This is a genomic window from Pseudomonas sp. C2.3V (assembly GCF_058536325.1).
The window spans coordinates 1,482,613-1,496,527 of record NZ_JBZUBN010000001.1; the positions used below are offsets into that span (position 1 = coordinate 1,482,613).

General features: G+C 52.9%; 17 protein-coding genes. 15 read left to right on the forward strand and 2 right to left on the reverse strand.

What is annotated here, in order from left to right; genetic code table 11:
- Entirely contained in the window at window positions 1-579 is a 579-nt protein-coding gene (locus AC4LF3_RS06960) for a Maf family protein (RefSeq protein WP_010797727.1), read from the reverse strand.
- 120 nt (window positions 580-699) lie between these two features.
- Between AC4LF3_RS06960 and AC4LF3_RS06965 the strand changes: the two genes are divergently transcribed.
- The 13 genes from AC4LF3_RS06965 (at window position 700) to AC4LF3_RS07025 (ending at window position 10,701) form a co-directional block, all read left to right on the forward strand.
- Window positions 700-1,236 (forward strand): YceD family protein, encoded by a 537-nt coding sequence (locus AC4LF3_RS06965; RefSeq protein ID WP_010797728.1) that lies wholly within the window; start codon window positions 700-702, stop codon window positions 1,234-1,236.
- A 13-nt stretch (window positions 1,237-1,249) separates the two neighbouring features.
- Window positions 1,250-1,432: a 50S ribosomal protein L32 gene (rpmF, locus tag AC4LF3_RS06970; RefSeq protein WP_010797729.1), complete on the forward strand. Its 183-nt coding sequence runs from the start codon at window positions 1,250-1,252 to the stop codon at window positions 1,430-1,432.
- A gap of 3 nt (window positions 1,433-1,435) precedes the next feature.
- The gene (gene plsX, locus AC4LF3_RS06975) at window positions 1,436-2,446 is read left to right on the forward strand and encodes a phosphate acyltransferase PlsX (protein WP_491834993.1); all 1,011 of its coding nucleotides are present in this window, start codon (window positions 1,436-1,438) and stop codon (window positions 2,444-2,446) included.
- A gap of 85 nt (window positions 2,447-2,531) precedes the next feature.
- Window positions 2,532-3,470, forward strand: coding sequence for an ACP S-malonyltransferase (fabD, locus tag AC4LF3_RS06980; RefSeq protein WP_491834994.1), 939 nt, complete (start codon window positions 2,532-2,534; stop codon window positions 3,468-3,470).
- A gap of 14 nt (window positions 3,471-3,484) precedes the next feature.
- On the forward strand, window positions 3,485-4,228 hold the full coding sequence (gene fabG / locus AC4LF3_RS06985; protein ID WP_074827461.1) for a 3-oxoacyl-ACP reductase FabG: 744 nt from the start codon (window positions 3,485-3,487) through the stop codon (window positions 4,226-4,228).
- 163 nt (window positions 4,229-4,391) lie between these two features.
- Window positions 4,392-4,628 carry an acyl carrier protein gene (gene acpP, locus AC4LF3_RS06990; protein WP_007160597.1) on the forward strand — a complete coding sequence of 79 codons (237 nt, stop codon included), beginning with the start codon at window positions 4,392-4,394 and terminating at the stop codon, window positions 4,626-4,628.
- A gap of 120 nt (window positions 4,629-4,748) precedes the next feature.
- The gene (fabF, locus tag AC4LF3_RS06995; protein WP_074827562.1) at window positions 4,749-5,993 is read left to right on the forward strand and encodes a beta-ketoacyl-ACP synthase II; all 1,245 of its coding nucleotides are present in this window, start codon (window positions 4,749-4,751) and stop codon (window positions 5,991-5,993) included.
- Window positions 5,993-6,811 (forward strand): aminodeoxychorismate lyase, encoded by an 819-nt coding sequence (pabC, locus tag AC4LF3_RS07000; RefSeq protein ID WP_491834995.1) that lies wholly within the window; start codon window positions 5,993-5,995, stop codon window positions 6,809-6,811. Before fabF ends, pabC begins: the two co-directional genes overlap by 1 nt.
- Window positions 6,811-7,860 carry an endolytic transglycosylase MltG gene (gene mltG, locus AC4LF3_RS07005; protein ID WP_491834996.1) on the forward strand — a complete coding sequence of 350 codons (1,050 nt, stop codon included), beginning with the start codon at window positions 6,811-6,813 and terminating at the stop codon, window positions 7,858-7,860. The genes pabC and mltG overlap by 1 nt, the downstream gene beginning before the upstream one ends.
- Window positions 7,857-8,489: a dTMP kinase gene (tmk, locus tag AC4LF3_RS07010; RefSeq protein WP_407363110.1), complete on the forward strand. Its 633-nt coding sequence runs from the start codon at window positions 7,857-7,859 to the stop codon at window positions 8,487-8,489. The genes mltG and tmk overlap by 4 nt, the downstream gene beginning before the upstream one ends.
- Window positions 8,482-9,468 (forward strand): DNA polymerase III subunit delta', encoded by a 987-nt coding sequence (locus AC4LF3_RS07015; protein WP_491834997.1) that lies wholly within the window; start codon window positions 8,482-8,484, stop codon window positions 9,466-9,468. The genes tmk and AC4LF3_RS07015 overlap by 8 nt, the downstream gene beginning before the upstream one ends.
- Before the next feature lie 31 nt (window positions 9,469-9,499).
- A complete protein-coding gene (locus tag AC4LF3_RS07020) occupies window positions 9,500-9,856 on the forward strand; it encodes a PilZ domain-containing protein (RefSeq protein WP_010797738.1) in 357 nt (118 codons plus the stop codon).
- Window positions 9,857-9,915: 59 nt separating this feature from the next.
- The gene (locus tag AC4LF3_RS07025) at window positions 9,916-10,701 is read left to right on the forward strand and encodes a TatD family hydrolase (RefSeq protein ID WP_491834998.1); all 786 of its coding nucleotides are present in this window, start codon (window positions 9,916-9,918) and stop codon (window positions 10,699-10,701) included.
- A 212-nt stretch (window positions 10,702-10,913) separates the two neighbouring features.
- On the opposite strand, the gene AC4LF3_RS07030 is transcribed toward AC4LF3_RS07025, so the two are convergent.
- Window positions 10,914-12,044: an aminotransferase class V-fold PLP-dependent enzyme gene (locus AC4LF3_RS07030; RefSeq protein WP_491834999.1), complete on the reverse strand. Its 1,131-nt coding sequence runs from the start codon at window positions 12,042-12,044 to the stop codon at window positions 10,914-10,916.
- A gap of 165 nt (window positions 12,045-12,209) precedes the next feature.
- On the opposite strand from AC4LF3_RS07030, the gene AC4LF3_RS07035 reads away from it, so the two are divergent.
- Both AC4LF3_RS07035 and AC4LF3_RS07040 read left to right on the forward strand, forming a co-directional pair.
- Window positions 12,210-12,851 carry a TetR/AcrR family transcriptional regulator gene (locus AC4LF3_RS07035; protein WP_010797741.1) on the forward strand — a complete coding sequence of 214 codons (642 nt, stop codon included), beginning with the start codon at window positions 12,210-12,212 and terminating at the stop codon, window positions 12,849-12,851.
- Between the two features lie 78 nt (window positions 12,852-12,929).
- Entirely contained in the window at window positions 12,930-13,898 is a 969-nt protein-coding gene (locus AC4LF3_RS07040; RefSeq protein ID WP_491835000.1) for a GTP 3',8-cyclase MoaA, read from the forward strand.
- Window positions 13,899-13,915 lie beyond the last annotated feature (17 nt).

Below are 13,915 nucleotides of genomic sequence, written 5' to 3' on the forward strand. Positions count from 1 at the left end.
CTAGGGTACTACCACGCCCTCATTGAGTAGGAGATCGGTCAGCCGAATAAGCGGCAGGCCGATCAAGCTGGTCACGTCCTCTCCTTCGGTAGAGCGAAAAAGGGTAATTCCCAGCCCCTCGACTTTAAAGCTTCCAGCGCAGTCATAGGGTTGTTCAATATTGAGGTAACGCTCGATTTGATCGCTTTCCAGCGTACGGAAATGAACGGTAAACGGTACGCAATCCAGCTGGCAGGTTCCGGTTTGAGTATTGAGCAGCGCGAGCCCGGTCATGAACGTCACGCTTTTTCCGCTGGCATTCGACAGTTGCTTATGGGCGCGCTCGTATGTCAGAGACTTGCCAAGTATCTGGCCGTCAAGCGAGGCGGTTTGATCGGAGCCAATAATAAGATGGTTGGGGTAATTAGGCGCCAGCGCGCGGGCCTTGGCTTCAGCCAGTCGCATAGCCAAATGACGAGCGCTTTCGCCTGGATGAGAGCTTTCGTCTATATTAGGTGAAGCGTATGTAAAGTTTAGTTTCAGGCGAGCCAGCAGTTCGCGTCGATAGGGTGAGCTTGAAGCGAGCAGTAACGGAAGCATTATAATGAGTCTCTGTGAACGCAGAATCGTCGGTCTAACCGACCAAAAGTCAGCAAAGGATACTATCCTTTGCCTAATTTCCTTTGACAGGCCTGAGGTCGTCTCTATAATGGCGCGCTTATGTTGAATGGGCCACTTCCACCTCACGTAGATCCACGCAAACTGGCTGATCGCGGTGTCACGCTTCGGGGTGAACTGCCGGTATCTAGTTTGCCACGTCTTTGCGAGCAGCTGTCGAGCACTGAGGGAACGGTGAAGGCCGTCCTCGAGTTCTTCCGTGATGAGCAAAGGCTTGTCGTCATTCATGGCGCACTGGATACTGAAGTGCAAATGGTATGTCAGCGATGCCTGGAGCCGGGCGCGTTTCCTGTACACGGCGAGTACGATTACGCAGTGCTATGGGAAGGGCAGTCGGCGGATGCGTTGCCAAAAGGTTATGACGCACTGGAAGTCGGTGAAGAGCCTTTGGATCTGATTGGTTTGATTGAGGATGAGCTTTTGCTTGCCTTGCCAATCATTCCAACTCATGAGCCCGGCATCTGCCATCATCCAGCAGGATTCGAAGCGCCTGAAGCGCCCGAAGAAAGCGCGGACGAGGAAAAGCGAGCCAACCCGTTCAGCGTACTGGCGCAGTTGAAGCGTGACCCAAACGTTTAGGAGTTAATGAGTTATGGCTGTTCAGCAGAACAAAAAATCCCGTTCCGCCCGTGATATGCGTCGCTCCCACGATGCGCTCGAGCCGAATGCATTGTCTGTAGAAAAGAGCACTGGTGAAGTTCACCTGCGTCACCATGTGTCTCCGGACGGTTTTTACCGTGGTCGTAAAGTGATCGATAAGGGTTCCGACGAGTAATCCTTGTCGTCACCTGTCATCGCTATCGATGCAATGGGCGGGGACTTCGGTCCCCGCTGCATTGTGCCTGCCTGTATTTCCTTCCTCGCTAGTCATCCTGCCGTTACGTTGATCCTTGTTGGTGATCCTGATGTCCTCCAAGGCCATGTTGGTCAGTTCTCATTTGATGATTCTCGTCTGCGTATCCATGTAGCCACTCAGGCCGTTGATATGGCGGAAAAGCCTTCTTATGCCCTTCGTAACAAGCCTGACTCTTCCATGAAGGTTGCGCTGGGGCTGGTTGCTAGTGGCGAGGCTGACGCATGCGTTAGTGCAGGTAATACTGGCGCTCTGATGGCCTTTGCTCGACAGACGCTGGATACGCTTCCTGGGATAGAGAGGCCGGCCATCTATACCCATCTGCCTGTGATGGGGCGTCAATGTGTATTGGTGGATCTTGGCGCTAATCTGGACTGTTCTGCTCTCAATCTTTACCAGTTTGCATGCCTGGGGGCTGCTGCTGCTAAAGCAAAAGGGATACATGAACCTCGAGTCGCTCTTTTGAATGTAGGTGTTGAGCCGACCAAGGGTAATAGTGTCGTCCAGCAAGCATCAATCCTGCTGGAGAAATGCAGACGCCTTAACTATGTCGGCTTCATCGAGGCGAACGCAGTGTTCCGGTCTGAAGCGGATGTGGTGGTGTGTGACGGATTTGTTGGCAATGTCCTGCTTAAAGGAAGCGAGGGGCTTATTTCCATGCTTTTCAAGCAGTTGGAAGGGGCGCCTGTTTTGCTAAGGCTCCTGGCTGCTCCCCTGTTATATCGTCTGCGAAAAGAGATGATGCCTGCCCGCCATAACGGTGCCGGTTTTCTCGGGTTGTGTGGACTGGTTATTAAAAGTCATGGCAGTGCTGATGAGTTCGGCTTTCAGCGTGCGATAGAGCAAGCAGTGCAGGCAGTAGAACTTCGCCTGGATGCCTTGATAAAGGCGAATTTTCTGGACCTTTATGAGGATTCAGTGCCTAAGTGTGACTGACCTCGGTTGCCTGACATCAAACCAAGAACCTGCTGCGGCATGCTGTTAGGCTGTGGCTTTTGATGAGACTAAAAAGAGATCGACTATGTCTGCTTCTTTCGCTTTCGTATTTCCAGGCCAAGGCTCACAGTCCTTGGGTATGCTGGCCGATATTGGAGCTCAACATTCGCAGATACGCGATACGTTTGCTGAGGCTTCTGATGCGCTTGGCTACGATATCTGGTCACTGGTTCAGCAAGGTCCGGAAGAGCGGTTGAATCAAACGGACAAGACTCAGCCCGCCATTCTGACGGCGTCTATTGCCTTGTGGCGACTGTGGGAGGCAAGGGGAGGCGTACGTCCTTCTTATGTGGCAGGTCATAGTCTTGGCGAATATTCCGCTCTGGTTGCTGCAAGTGCTCTGGCCTTTACTGACGCTGTAAGGCTCGTTGAGCGCCGTGGACAGCTGATGCAGGAAGCTGTGCCAGCGGGCGAGGGCGCAATGGCCGCTATCCTGGGGCTAGAAGATGCAGATATCGTTAACGCCTGTGCTGAAGCGGCCCAGGGTGATGTTGTGAGCGCAGTGAATTATAATGCGCCTGGGCAGGTAGTCATTGCAGGTAACGCAGCTGCAGTGATGCGAGCTGTCGAGCTATGCAAGGCGCGTGGCGCAAAACGTGCGGTTCCGCTTCCGGTAAGTGTGCCCTCCCATTGTGAGTTGATGCGTCCGGCAGCGGAGCGCTTTGCCGAGGCTGTTAACGCGATCCAATGGCAGCAGCCCTCCATTCCGGTCGTTCAGAATGTAAACGCCGGAGTCAGTGCAGGTCTTGCAGCGCTGAAGCAGAACCTGCTGGCGCAACTGTACAGTCCGGTGCGCTGGGTCGAGTCCGTTCAACTGCTTGCGGACAAAGGGGTTACTCAACTGGTAGAGTGCGGGCCCGGAAAAGTCCTGGCAGGTTTGAACAAGCGGTGTGTCAAAGGTATAGAGACCTATAGTCTTGACGCGCCTGATGCTTTTGCTGCTACCCAAGCAGCATTGGCTTGATTTAAGGAGAAAACATGAGCCTCCAAGGTAAAGTCGCATTGGTAACCGGTGCAACACGTGGCATCGGACAGGCCATTGCTCTTGAGCTCGGACGCCTCGGGGCTACCGTGATCGGTACGGCTACCAGCGAAAGCGGTGCCTTCCGTATCAGCGAAAGCCTGAAGGCCAATGGTATAGAGGGCACCGGACTGGTGCTGAACGTTGCAGACAACGCTTCGGTGACGGCGGCGTTGGAACAGATTCAGCAGCAATATGGTGCGCCTGCTATTCTGGTCAATAATGCGGGCATCACGCGAGATAATCTGATGCTGCGCATGAAAGACGACGAGTGGTTCGATGTAATCGATACCAACCTGAACAGCCTGTTCCGTTTGTCGAAAGCCGTATTGCGTGGGATGACCAAAGCTCGTTGGGGGCGCATCATCAGCATAGGCTCTGTTGTTGGGGCTATGGGTAATGTTGGCCAGGCCAATTATGCTGCCGCCAAGGCCGGTCTTGAGGGGTTTACTCGGGCGTTGGCTCGTGAAGTAGGTTCCAGAGCGATCACGGTAAATGCCGTGGCTCCAGGGTTTATTGATACTGATATGACACGTGAGCTGCCAGACGCTCAGCGTGAAGCGCTTCTGACTCAAATTCCACTGGGTCGATTAGGGCAAGCTGAAGAAATTGCAAAAGTTGTCGCCTTTTTAGCAACGGACAGTGCTGCGTACGTTACAGGTGCTACTGTTCCAGTTAACGGCGGAATGTATATGAGTTAAGCGATTTTTGACGGGTTGAACGACTTTTTGTGAATTTTCAAGACTAGCAAAAAGTCAGTTCAGAGGTCAGGATGTCGCGTCAGCTTGAAATATTGAAAACCCTTTCTATACACTTACGCGCAGTCCGGCTGCACGGATTATTCCATAGGAGTGAAAACACGGTATGAGCACCATCGAAGAACGCGTTAAGAAGATCGTCGCTGAACAACTCGGCGTGAAAGAAGAGGAAGTAACCAACAGCGCTTCCTTCGTCGAGGATCTGGGCGCCGACTCCCTTGACACCGTTGAGCTGGTGATGGCTCTGGAAGAGGAATTCGAAACTGAAATCCCGGACGAACAAGCCGAAAAGATCACCACTGTTCAGGAAGCTATCGACTACATCGTTGCTCACCAGCAATAAGTCGGTTCTTCTGTAGAACACGAAAGCCGCACGCCTGTCCAGGCGTGCGGCTTTTCTATATAACGATCATCAATGTAATAACTTTAGATGATCGAACAAACGAGCTATGAGGAAATCGTTGTGTCACGTAGACGCGTCGTGATCACGGGCATGGGCATGGTATCGCCGCTGGGCGGGGACGTGCAAAGCAGCTGGGAAGGCATTCTTGCTGGTCGCAGCGGTATTGCCCCGATTGAACACATGGACGTTTCTGCCTTTGCTACCCGCTTTGGGGGATCAGTCAAAGGATTCAACGTAGAAGATTATCTCTCTGCGAAAGAAGCTCGGAAACTCGACCTCTTTATTCAATATGGCCTGGCGGCTAGCTTCCAGGCTATGCGTGATTCCGGACTTGAAGTGACAGATGCCAATCGGGATCGAATTGGTGTCGCCATGGGGTCTGGTATTGGTGGTCTCTCCAATATCGAGAACAACTGCAAGGCCTTGTTTGATCAAGGTCCCCGCCGTATTTCGCCATTTTTTGTCCCTGGCTCGATCATTAACATGGTCTCCGGCTTCCTTTCCATCCACTTGGGATTGAAGGGGCCTAATTATGCAATCGCTACAGCATGTACAACCTCCACGCATTGTGTAGGTATGGCTGCACGTAACATTGCCTATGGTGATGCTGATGTCATGGTGGCTGGCGGTGCCGAAATGGCTACCTGCGGGCTAGGGTTGGGTGGTTTTGGTGCTGCACGGGCACTTTCTACCCGAAATGAAGAGCCTACTAAGGCCAGCAGACCTTGGGATCGTCAGCGAGACGGCTTTGTGCTGTCTGATGGCGCGGGTGCATTGATTCTGGAAGAGCTAGAGCATGCTCAAGCGCGTGGCGCCCATATTTATGCTGAGCTTATTGGGTTTGGCATGAGCGCTGATGCGTTTCATATGACGGCCCCCCCTGAAGATGGCGCTGGCGCAGCACAGTGTATGAGCAATGCACTGAAAGATGCGCGAATCGATCCATCCCAGGTCGATTACATCAATGCGCACGGTACGTCCACGCCTGCTGGTGATATGGCAGAGGCTTCTGCGGTCAAGCGGATCTTTGGTGAGCATGCCTACAAATTGTCGGTGAGCTCTACCAAGTCAATGACTGGGCATCTGTTAGGGGCTGCCGGGGCTGTTGAAGCCATTTTCAGCATCCTGGCCATTCGTGACCAACTGGCGCCACCTACCATCAACCTGGATGATCCGGATGATGGCTGTGATCTGGACTTTGTGCCGCATAAGCCAAAGGCAATGCCTATCGAGATCAGCCTGTCCAACTCCTTCGGCTTCGGTGGTACTAATGGTAGTTTGATCTTCCGTCGCTTTTCTGAGTGATGAAAGACTGGGTTAATGGTCAGCCGGATGAGGCTGGCCTTTCCTTCCGGGATCGTGGTTTGGCATATGGCCATGGGCTTTTCGAAACGATAGGCGTCCATAACGGCCAACCACGATTCCTTGATGATCACCTGATGCGGCTGCTTGAAGGATGTCGTCGTCTGGCAATTCCCTTGGAGCTTGATGCAGTCAGGCTTGAAATTCTTGAGTATGCTGCGTTGTTACGCAACGGTGTAGCCAAGCTGATCATTACGGCCGGCCTCGGTGAACGGGGTTATGCGGCTCCGTCGAATCCACTACCGCAACGTCTTCTGCTGGCCTCTCCTGTGCCTCGCTATCCATCTGAGAATGCTGAGCAGGGGATCCGTCTGTTTCCCTGCCAGACACGTCTGGCTTGCCAACCGCTATTGGCTGGACTCAAGCACCTGAGCCGTCTTGAGCAGGTATTAGCGCGGGGAGAGTGGCAGGGAGCAAACTATGCTGAAGGCCTCATGTGTGATGCATTTGGACATGTTGTAGAAGGCGTTTTCAGTAACCTTTTTATCGTGTCCAGGAACACATTGATAACGCCCGTGCTTGATAAGTGTGGTGTTGCTGGTGTGATGCGCTCCTATCTTCTTCGTTGCGCGGATGGGCTTGGCGTCATGACCGAAATCAGGCCGGTGACGTTGAGTGAGTTCATGGCCGCTGATGAGGTATTTATGTGCAACAGTCAGTATGGTGTTTGGCCAGTATGTACGTATGCTGAGCATGAATGGCCAATAGGCCCGTTGACACGTCAACTTCAACAGATTGCCTCAAAGGCTCTGGATTCGTAATGCGAAAATTATTGGTTCTGCTCGAGGGCGGCTTGCTCTTGATGGGGCTGGCGCTAGCCGGAATGGGCTGGTTGCAACACAAGGCACTCGAGCAGCCTGTGGCGGTTGGCCAGGAACAGCTTGTCGAAATACCCAAGGGCGCTACGCCGGGCGGTATGCTCCGGCATCTTGAGGAGGAGAAGTTACTGAGCGGTTCCTTCTGGTTGCGTTTGTATTGGCGTTTCAATCTTTCCGGACAGGCTCTGCACAGCGGTGAGTACCGAGTAACGCCAGGGATGAGTGTTCGTGAATTACTTGCCCTCTGGCAAAAAGGCGAGGTGGTCCAATACAACGTTACGCTTGTTGAAGGCTGGAACTTCCATCAGGTTCGGGATGCCTTGGCTCGTCAGGAAAAGCTGGAGCAAACATTGGCTGGACTGAGTGACGAAGACGCCATGGTACGTTTAGGTAAGCCTGGTATGCATCCCGAAGGACGTTTCTTTCCCGACACCTATCGTTATGTAAAGGGAATGCGCGACGTCGAAATTCTGAAGCAGGCCAGTCAACGTTTGGAGCAGGTTCTTGCCGAGGAGTGGGAGGCGCGCGCCCCGGATGTGCCCTATCAAGAGCCGTATCAGGCTCTGATCATGGCCTCTTTAGTGGAAAAGGAAACAGGGGTTCCGCAAGAGCGGCCTCAAATAGCAGGCGTTTTTGTTCGCCGTCTAGCGTTGAATATGCTCTTGCAGACAGATCCTACGGTTATCTACGGGCTGGGTGACAACTACAAGGGCAAGTTGACCCGAGAGCACCTGCGCCAACCTACGCCTTACAATACCTATGTGAATCCTGGTTTGCCGCCTACGCCTATCTCCATGGTAGGGCGGGAGGCGATTCATGCTGCGCTGCACCCCGAACCAGGTAAAAGTCTTTACTTCGTAGCGCGCGGAGACGGAACGCATGTGTTCTCCGATAATATCGATGCCCATAACCGCGCTGTTCGTGAGTATCAACTTAAACGCCGAGCCGATTACCGTTCGAGTCCGGCACCTATTACCAAGGAGTCTGAGTGAGCGGGTTGTTTATTACGCTGGAGGGGCCGGAAGGGGCAGGTAAAAGCACTAACCGTGATTATCTGGCAAGGCAATTACAATCGCATGGCCTTGAAGTGGTGCTGACACGTGAGCCTGGTGGAACGCCATTGGCCGAGCGCATCCGCGGACTTCTGCTCGACCCCTGCGATGAGGGCATGCATGCGGATACTGAGCTGCTGCTTGTGTTTGCTGCACGTGCACAGCATTTAAACACTGTAATTAAGCCTGCGCTTGATCGTGGTGCGGTTGTCCTGTGTGATCGATTCACTGATGCGACCTACGCGTATCAGGGCGGGGGACGTGGGCTTTCGGAAGCACGCATTGCCACCCTGGAGCACTTTGTTCAGTCAGGCCTGCAGCCTGATCTTACCTTGGTGTTCGATTTACCTATCGAAATAGGTCTTGAAAGAGCAGCCAAACGAGGTCGCCTCGACCGGTTTGAGCGGGAACAACACAGCTTTTTCGAGGCCGTAAGGCAGACTTATCTCTCCCGTGCCGCGGCTGGTACCGACCGCTATCGGGTGGTTGACGCAGCCCAGTCGCTTGCCGATGTACAGCAACAACTTGATCAGCTTGTGCCTGAGTTGTTGGAGCGCGCCCGTGGTTGAGCGGTACCCGTGGCAATCGGAACTATGGGAGCGGCTGACTCATCGTGAACGGCATGCCCATGCTTATCTATTTCATGGGCCAGCGGGTATTGGCAAGCGGGCGCTGGCCGAGCGGCTTGTAGGGCGTTTGCTTTGCCAGAACGTAGCAGCAGGGGAGGCATGCGGCCAGTGTAAGGCTTGTCTTTTGTTAAGGGCTGGAACGCATCCTGACTATTTTCTTGTAGAGCCGGAAGAGGTGGAAAAGCCTATCCGCGTTGATCAAATCAGGAGCCTGGTCGACTTCGTTGCCCAAACCGCACAGTTGGGCGGCCGCAAGGTTATTCTGCTGGAACCAGCTGAGGCGATGAACCTCAATGCCTCAAATGCTTTACTAAAAAGCCTAGAAGAACCTTCCGGTGACACGGTCCTGGTGTTGATCAGTCATCAGCCGAGTCGACTATTGCCTACCATCAAAAGTCGTTGTGTGCAGCAGGCCTGTCCCGTACCTCGTCCAGAAGAAAGCCTGGCTTGGCTAGCGCAGGCCTTGCCTGATCTCTCCTCGGAAGATCTCAATGATGTGCTGACGCTGGCTGGTGGTTCGCCTTTAACGGCTGCTCGTTTGCATGCGATGGGCGTTCAGGCTTACCGGTCACATGTTGTAGACGGCTTGAAAAAGCTCTTGAAGCGGCAGATCGCGCCAAGTCCATTAGCCGAAAGCTGGAACAGCATTCCGTTACTGCTATTGATGGACTGGTTCTGTGAGTGGGCATTGTTGATCCTGCGCTATCAAATGACTCGGGATCAAGCGGTGACCGGTTTGGCCGATATGAGCAAAGTAATCCAGTATCTGGGTGATAAGGCCGATTCTACCCAGGTCATAAATCTGCAGAACTGGCTGCTCGAGCAGCGGCAGAAAGTAATGGGTAAGGCTAATCTGAATCGCGTGCTGCTACTTGAAGCGCTGTTGATACGGTGGGCAAGCCTACCGCAGCAGGGCTAGAATTCACTTAATAATGGTTGAGTACTGTCGTATGAGTTTGCCTCCGAATCTGGGTCCTCGAAACGGAATTCTGTCCCTTACGATCAAGGACAAATCAGTACTGTATGCCGCCTATATGCCTTTCATCCGTAATGGTGGCCTGTTTATTCCAACAAACAAGTCATACAAGCTAGGGGATGAAGTATTCATGCTGCTCAACCTGATGGATGAGCCTGAAAAAATCCCTGTTGCCGGAAAAGTCGTCTGGATAACGCCCCGGGGCGCACAGGGAAATCGTGCTGCTGGGGTTGGCGTTCAATTCAATGACGGCGATAACACGGCTCGAAACAAGATCGAGACCTATCTGGCGGGTACGCTCAAGTCGGACCGCCCTACGCATACCATGTAATTCTTTCTTTCGTGCAAGCATGGCCTTGCTGAAAGCGCACGTTTTTACCAGGAAAACCCATGAAACTGATCGACTCCCATTGTCATCTAGATCGCCTTGATCTAACGGCTCATAATGGATCGCTGGACGCGGAGCTTGAGGCGGCAAGGGAGAGAGGCGTAGGGCACTTTCTATGCATTGGTGTAAGCGCCGAAAATGCTGCCGATGTGAAGACTGTTGCCGAGCGTTACCCGGACGTGCATTGCTCTGTTGGAATTCATCCATTGGATGTTTCTGCTGAAAAGGAGCCTGCGCTGGAGTGGCTGTTGCGCGAGCTGGATCATCCTCGTGTGGTCGCCATCGGAGAAACTGGGCTGGACTATCATTACGAGCCTGAAAGCGCTGAGCTGCAGAAGCAGTCCTTTCGGTTGCATCTTGAGGCGGGGCGGATTACCGGTAAACCTGTCATTGTGCATACCCGTGAAGCTAGAGCTGACACGTTGGCCTTGCTCAGAGAGGCTGATCTGACTGCTGCAGGGGTATTGCACTGTTTTACCGAGGACTGGGAAATGGCCAAGGCTGCCCTGGACCTGGGTTTTTATATCTCTCTTTCAGGAATCGTGACGTTCCGAAATGCCGAGGCATTGCGTGAAGTGGCTCGTCAGGTGCCAGCCGATCGGCTTCTTGTGGAAACCGATTCGCCTTATCTGGCGCCTATTCCTTATCGTGGCAAACCGAACCTCCCTCAATATGTGCGTGAAGTGGCTGAGTTTTTAGCTTCGGTTCGTGGTGTCGAGCTGGAAGCACTGGCCGAGCAAACTACAGAAAATTTCTACCGGCTCTTTCCTCTGGCAAAAGCTGTATAAAACCAATAGTCAAAAAAAACCCGGTTTTTGCTAACCGGGCCAAGACCATTAGGAGTTTAACGGGATGCACCAATAGCGATGTATCCCACCGATAACGCCTCGGGGGAGTGGCGCTGCCGGTAAGTAGAAGTATTGATCAGCCATGGGGAACATCCAGTCGGGATTGATCATTTTTTAAACAGATTTGGAATAGGCAACCTTTCATTGAGCACTTATCGCGACAGCTTCCGGATGATATCCAGCGTCTCATCCAGTACCTGTTGCGGTGTGTAAAAGTGTGGCGAAAGGCGGATGCCTGCACCGCGTTGAGCGCAGATAATGTTCTCGCGCTTCAGGCCTTCAAAAAGAGTCGTATTGTCTTTGCCATCCAGCGTAAACGTTAGAATGCCAGCTCTGCGATTGGGATCTATCGCACTGTGGACATGAGCACCGGGAAGTGCTTTCAGTCCTTCAATCAACATGTGCATTCTGGTATGTAATTCCTGCGCAACTTGCACCATGCCTACCTCATCGAGCAATGAGAGACTGGCCTTCAAGGCGACAGCGCCGAGCATGTTGGGGCTACCGCATTCGAAGCGGCGGGCGGTGCGTGCAGGTTTCCATTCTCGACTATTATAATCACCAGCATTATCGAGCATATGCCAGCCATATTCATTTAACGTCAGCTGCTCTCTAAGATCACTCCGACAATAAAAAACGCCAAGCCCCTCTGGGCCTAGCATCCATTTATGCCCGTCTGCCATGGCAAAGGCGCACTCGCAGGCTTGTACGTCCAGAGGAAGTGCGCCTAGCTGTTGAATTGCATCAACACACAACAGTACGCCTTTCTGGCGACAGCCCTGGCCTACTTTGACTAAATCCAGGCGTAGGCCGCTTGCATATTGCACTGCGCTGATCGCCAGCAGGCGTGTCCGGGACGTACAGGCCTCTAGCAGCGCCTGTTCAGGATTTGTCCCAGCTAGACTGACCTCAATGACTTCGACTCCAAAGCGGGACAGTGCCTCCCAAACGATTCGGTTCGATGGGAATTCTTCATTGCTGATGACCACTTGATCGCCGGCCCGCCAGTCCAGACCAAACGCAACAAATGACAGAGCCTCTGACGTATTCTTGACCAAGGCTATATCTGCCGTGCTGGGCGCATTAAGCAGCTTCATCAGAAGCGCTCTCAATTGCTGCTCGATTTCAAGCCAGGCGGGGTAATCCTTGGCTCCCTGGATAACGTTTTCCTGTGCAAACGCCGCTACGGCCTGCGATGCACGCGCTGGCCAAGGCGCTACTGCGGCATGGTTGAGGTAGCGCAGGGTTTCATGATGCGGAAACTCGTTCATCCAGGTGTTCATAAGAGGCTCATCCATACAAAAATATGTATTTTTAGGCATAATGCCGTAATCAATGTGACATCGCCTGTCAGATGCGTATCGTCCATCTCGCGTTGTGCCAGCCGATGGTAATAGCTTCCCCTACCGATACCTTCCGCATTCAGACTCTAAAAAGAAACTTATTCTATGCAGAAAGAACCTCGAAAGGTCCGTGAATTTCGCCGCCGTGAGCAGGAGATTCTAGACACAGCCCTCAAGCTTTTCCTGGAAGAAGGGGAGGACAGTGTTACTGTAGAGATGATCGCTGACGCGGTCGGGATTGGAAAAGGAACGATTTATAAACATTTCCGATCCAAAGCCGAGATCTATCTTCGCCTGATGCTGGATTACGAGCGAGACCTGGCTTCGCTGTTTCACTCGGAAGACGTGGCACGTGATCGGGAGGCTCTGTCCCGGGACTACTTTGAGTTTCGTATGCGCGACCCTCAGCGCTACAGGCTTTTTGACCGGCTGGAAGAAAAGGTGGTCAAAGCTAATCAGGTTCCTGAGTTGGTCGAACAATTGCATAAGATCAGAGCGTCAAACTTCGATCGTTTGACTCAGCTGATCAAGGGACGAATCGCTGAAGGGAAGCTGGAAGATGTTCCTCCTTATTTTCACTATTGCGCTGCCTGGGCGCTGGTGCACGGGGCGGTAGCCTTGTACCACTCTCCCTTCTGGCGAGATGTCATTGAAGATCAGGACGGATTTTTTCAGTTTCTTATGGACATCGGCGTGCGTATGGGTAACCGCCGTAAGCGAGACACGGAAATACCGGCTTCCCGGTGAGGTCCGAAAGTCTGAGCTTGAATAAATCGTTCTCGACCCAGATATCTTTTTTCTCTGTTAAGCAGTTGGAGTTCAAGCATGATCGTTGACCGTCAGGGTCGAGCCTTTCGCAACCTACGGATCAGCTTAACCGCTGCATGCAATTATGCATGTACATATTGTGTTCCCAATGGGAAACGCCTCGTAGCGGCTCAAGATGAGTTATCGGCTGATGCCATGGCTCGTGGTGTTGAATACCTTATTGAGGCTGCAGGCATCGAGCGTCTGCGTATTACTGGTGGTGAGCCACTGGTCACTCCCAAGTTCGAGCCTTTCTTGCAGGCGGTTTCCGCCTTAAAGCTCAAAGACATTAGTCTTACCACTAACGGCCAGCTGCTGGCTAAAAAGCTGCCCATTATCATCGACAACGGGGTTCGCCGTCTGAATGTCTCTCTGGATACGCTCGATGCGGGAGCCTTCCCTGTACTCGCGCGGGGAGGCGACCTGAAGACGGTGCTTGCAGGTCTTGAAGAAGCCCGTCAGGCAGGACTTAAAATCAAGGTCAATATGGTCCCATTGCGTGGCCAGAATCTTGATCAGATATTGCCGCTGCTCGAATACTGTCTCGAGCGCGGCTTCGAGTTACGGTTTATCGAGCTGATGAGGATGGGGCATCTCGCGCGTGATCCCAACGGCTTCCAGCAGCAGTTCGTACGGTTGGCAGAGCTTTTAGAGATCATCGGTGCGGTCCATCCCTTTGTACAGGCTGATGCGCCTGTAGACGCCACTGCCTTGCGTTATCAGGTAGAGGGTGGGGGCTACTTCGGCGTTATTGCGAATGAAAGCGTACCTTTCTGCCGTAGCTGTTCGCGTCTACGCTTGTCTTCAACAGGTTGGCTGCATGGCTGCTTGTCATCCAGTAATCGCCACTTTGTTGGTGATTTGCTGGATAAGCCCCGTCATCTAGCGCTTCCGGCGCTACAGCGGTTGCTGGTCAAGGCCTTGGGCGATAAGCAGGACGTTGCGTTCTCTGGTGGTGTAACGGTGATGAAGATCATCGGGGGTTAGCGTATAGATTGGCCTGG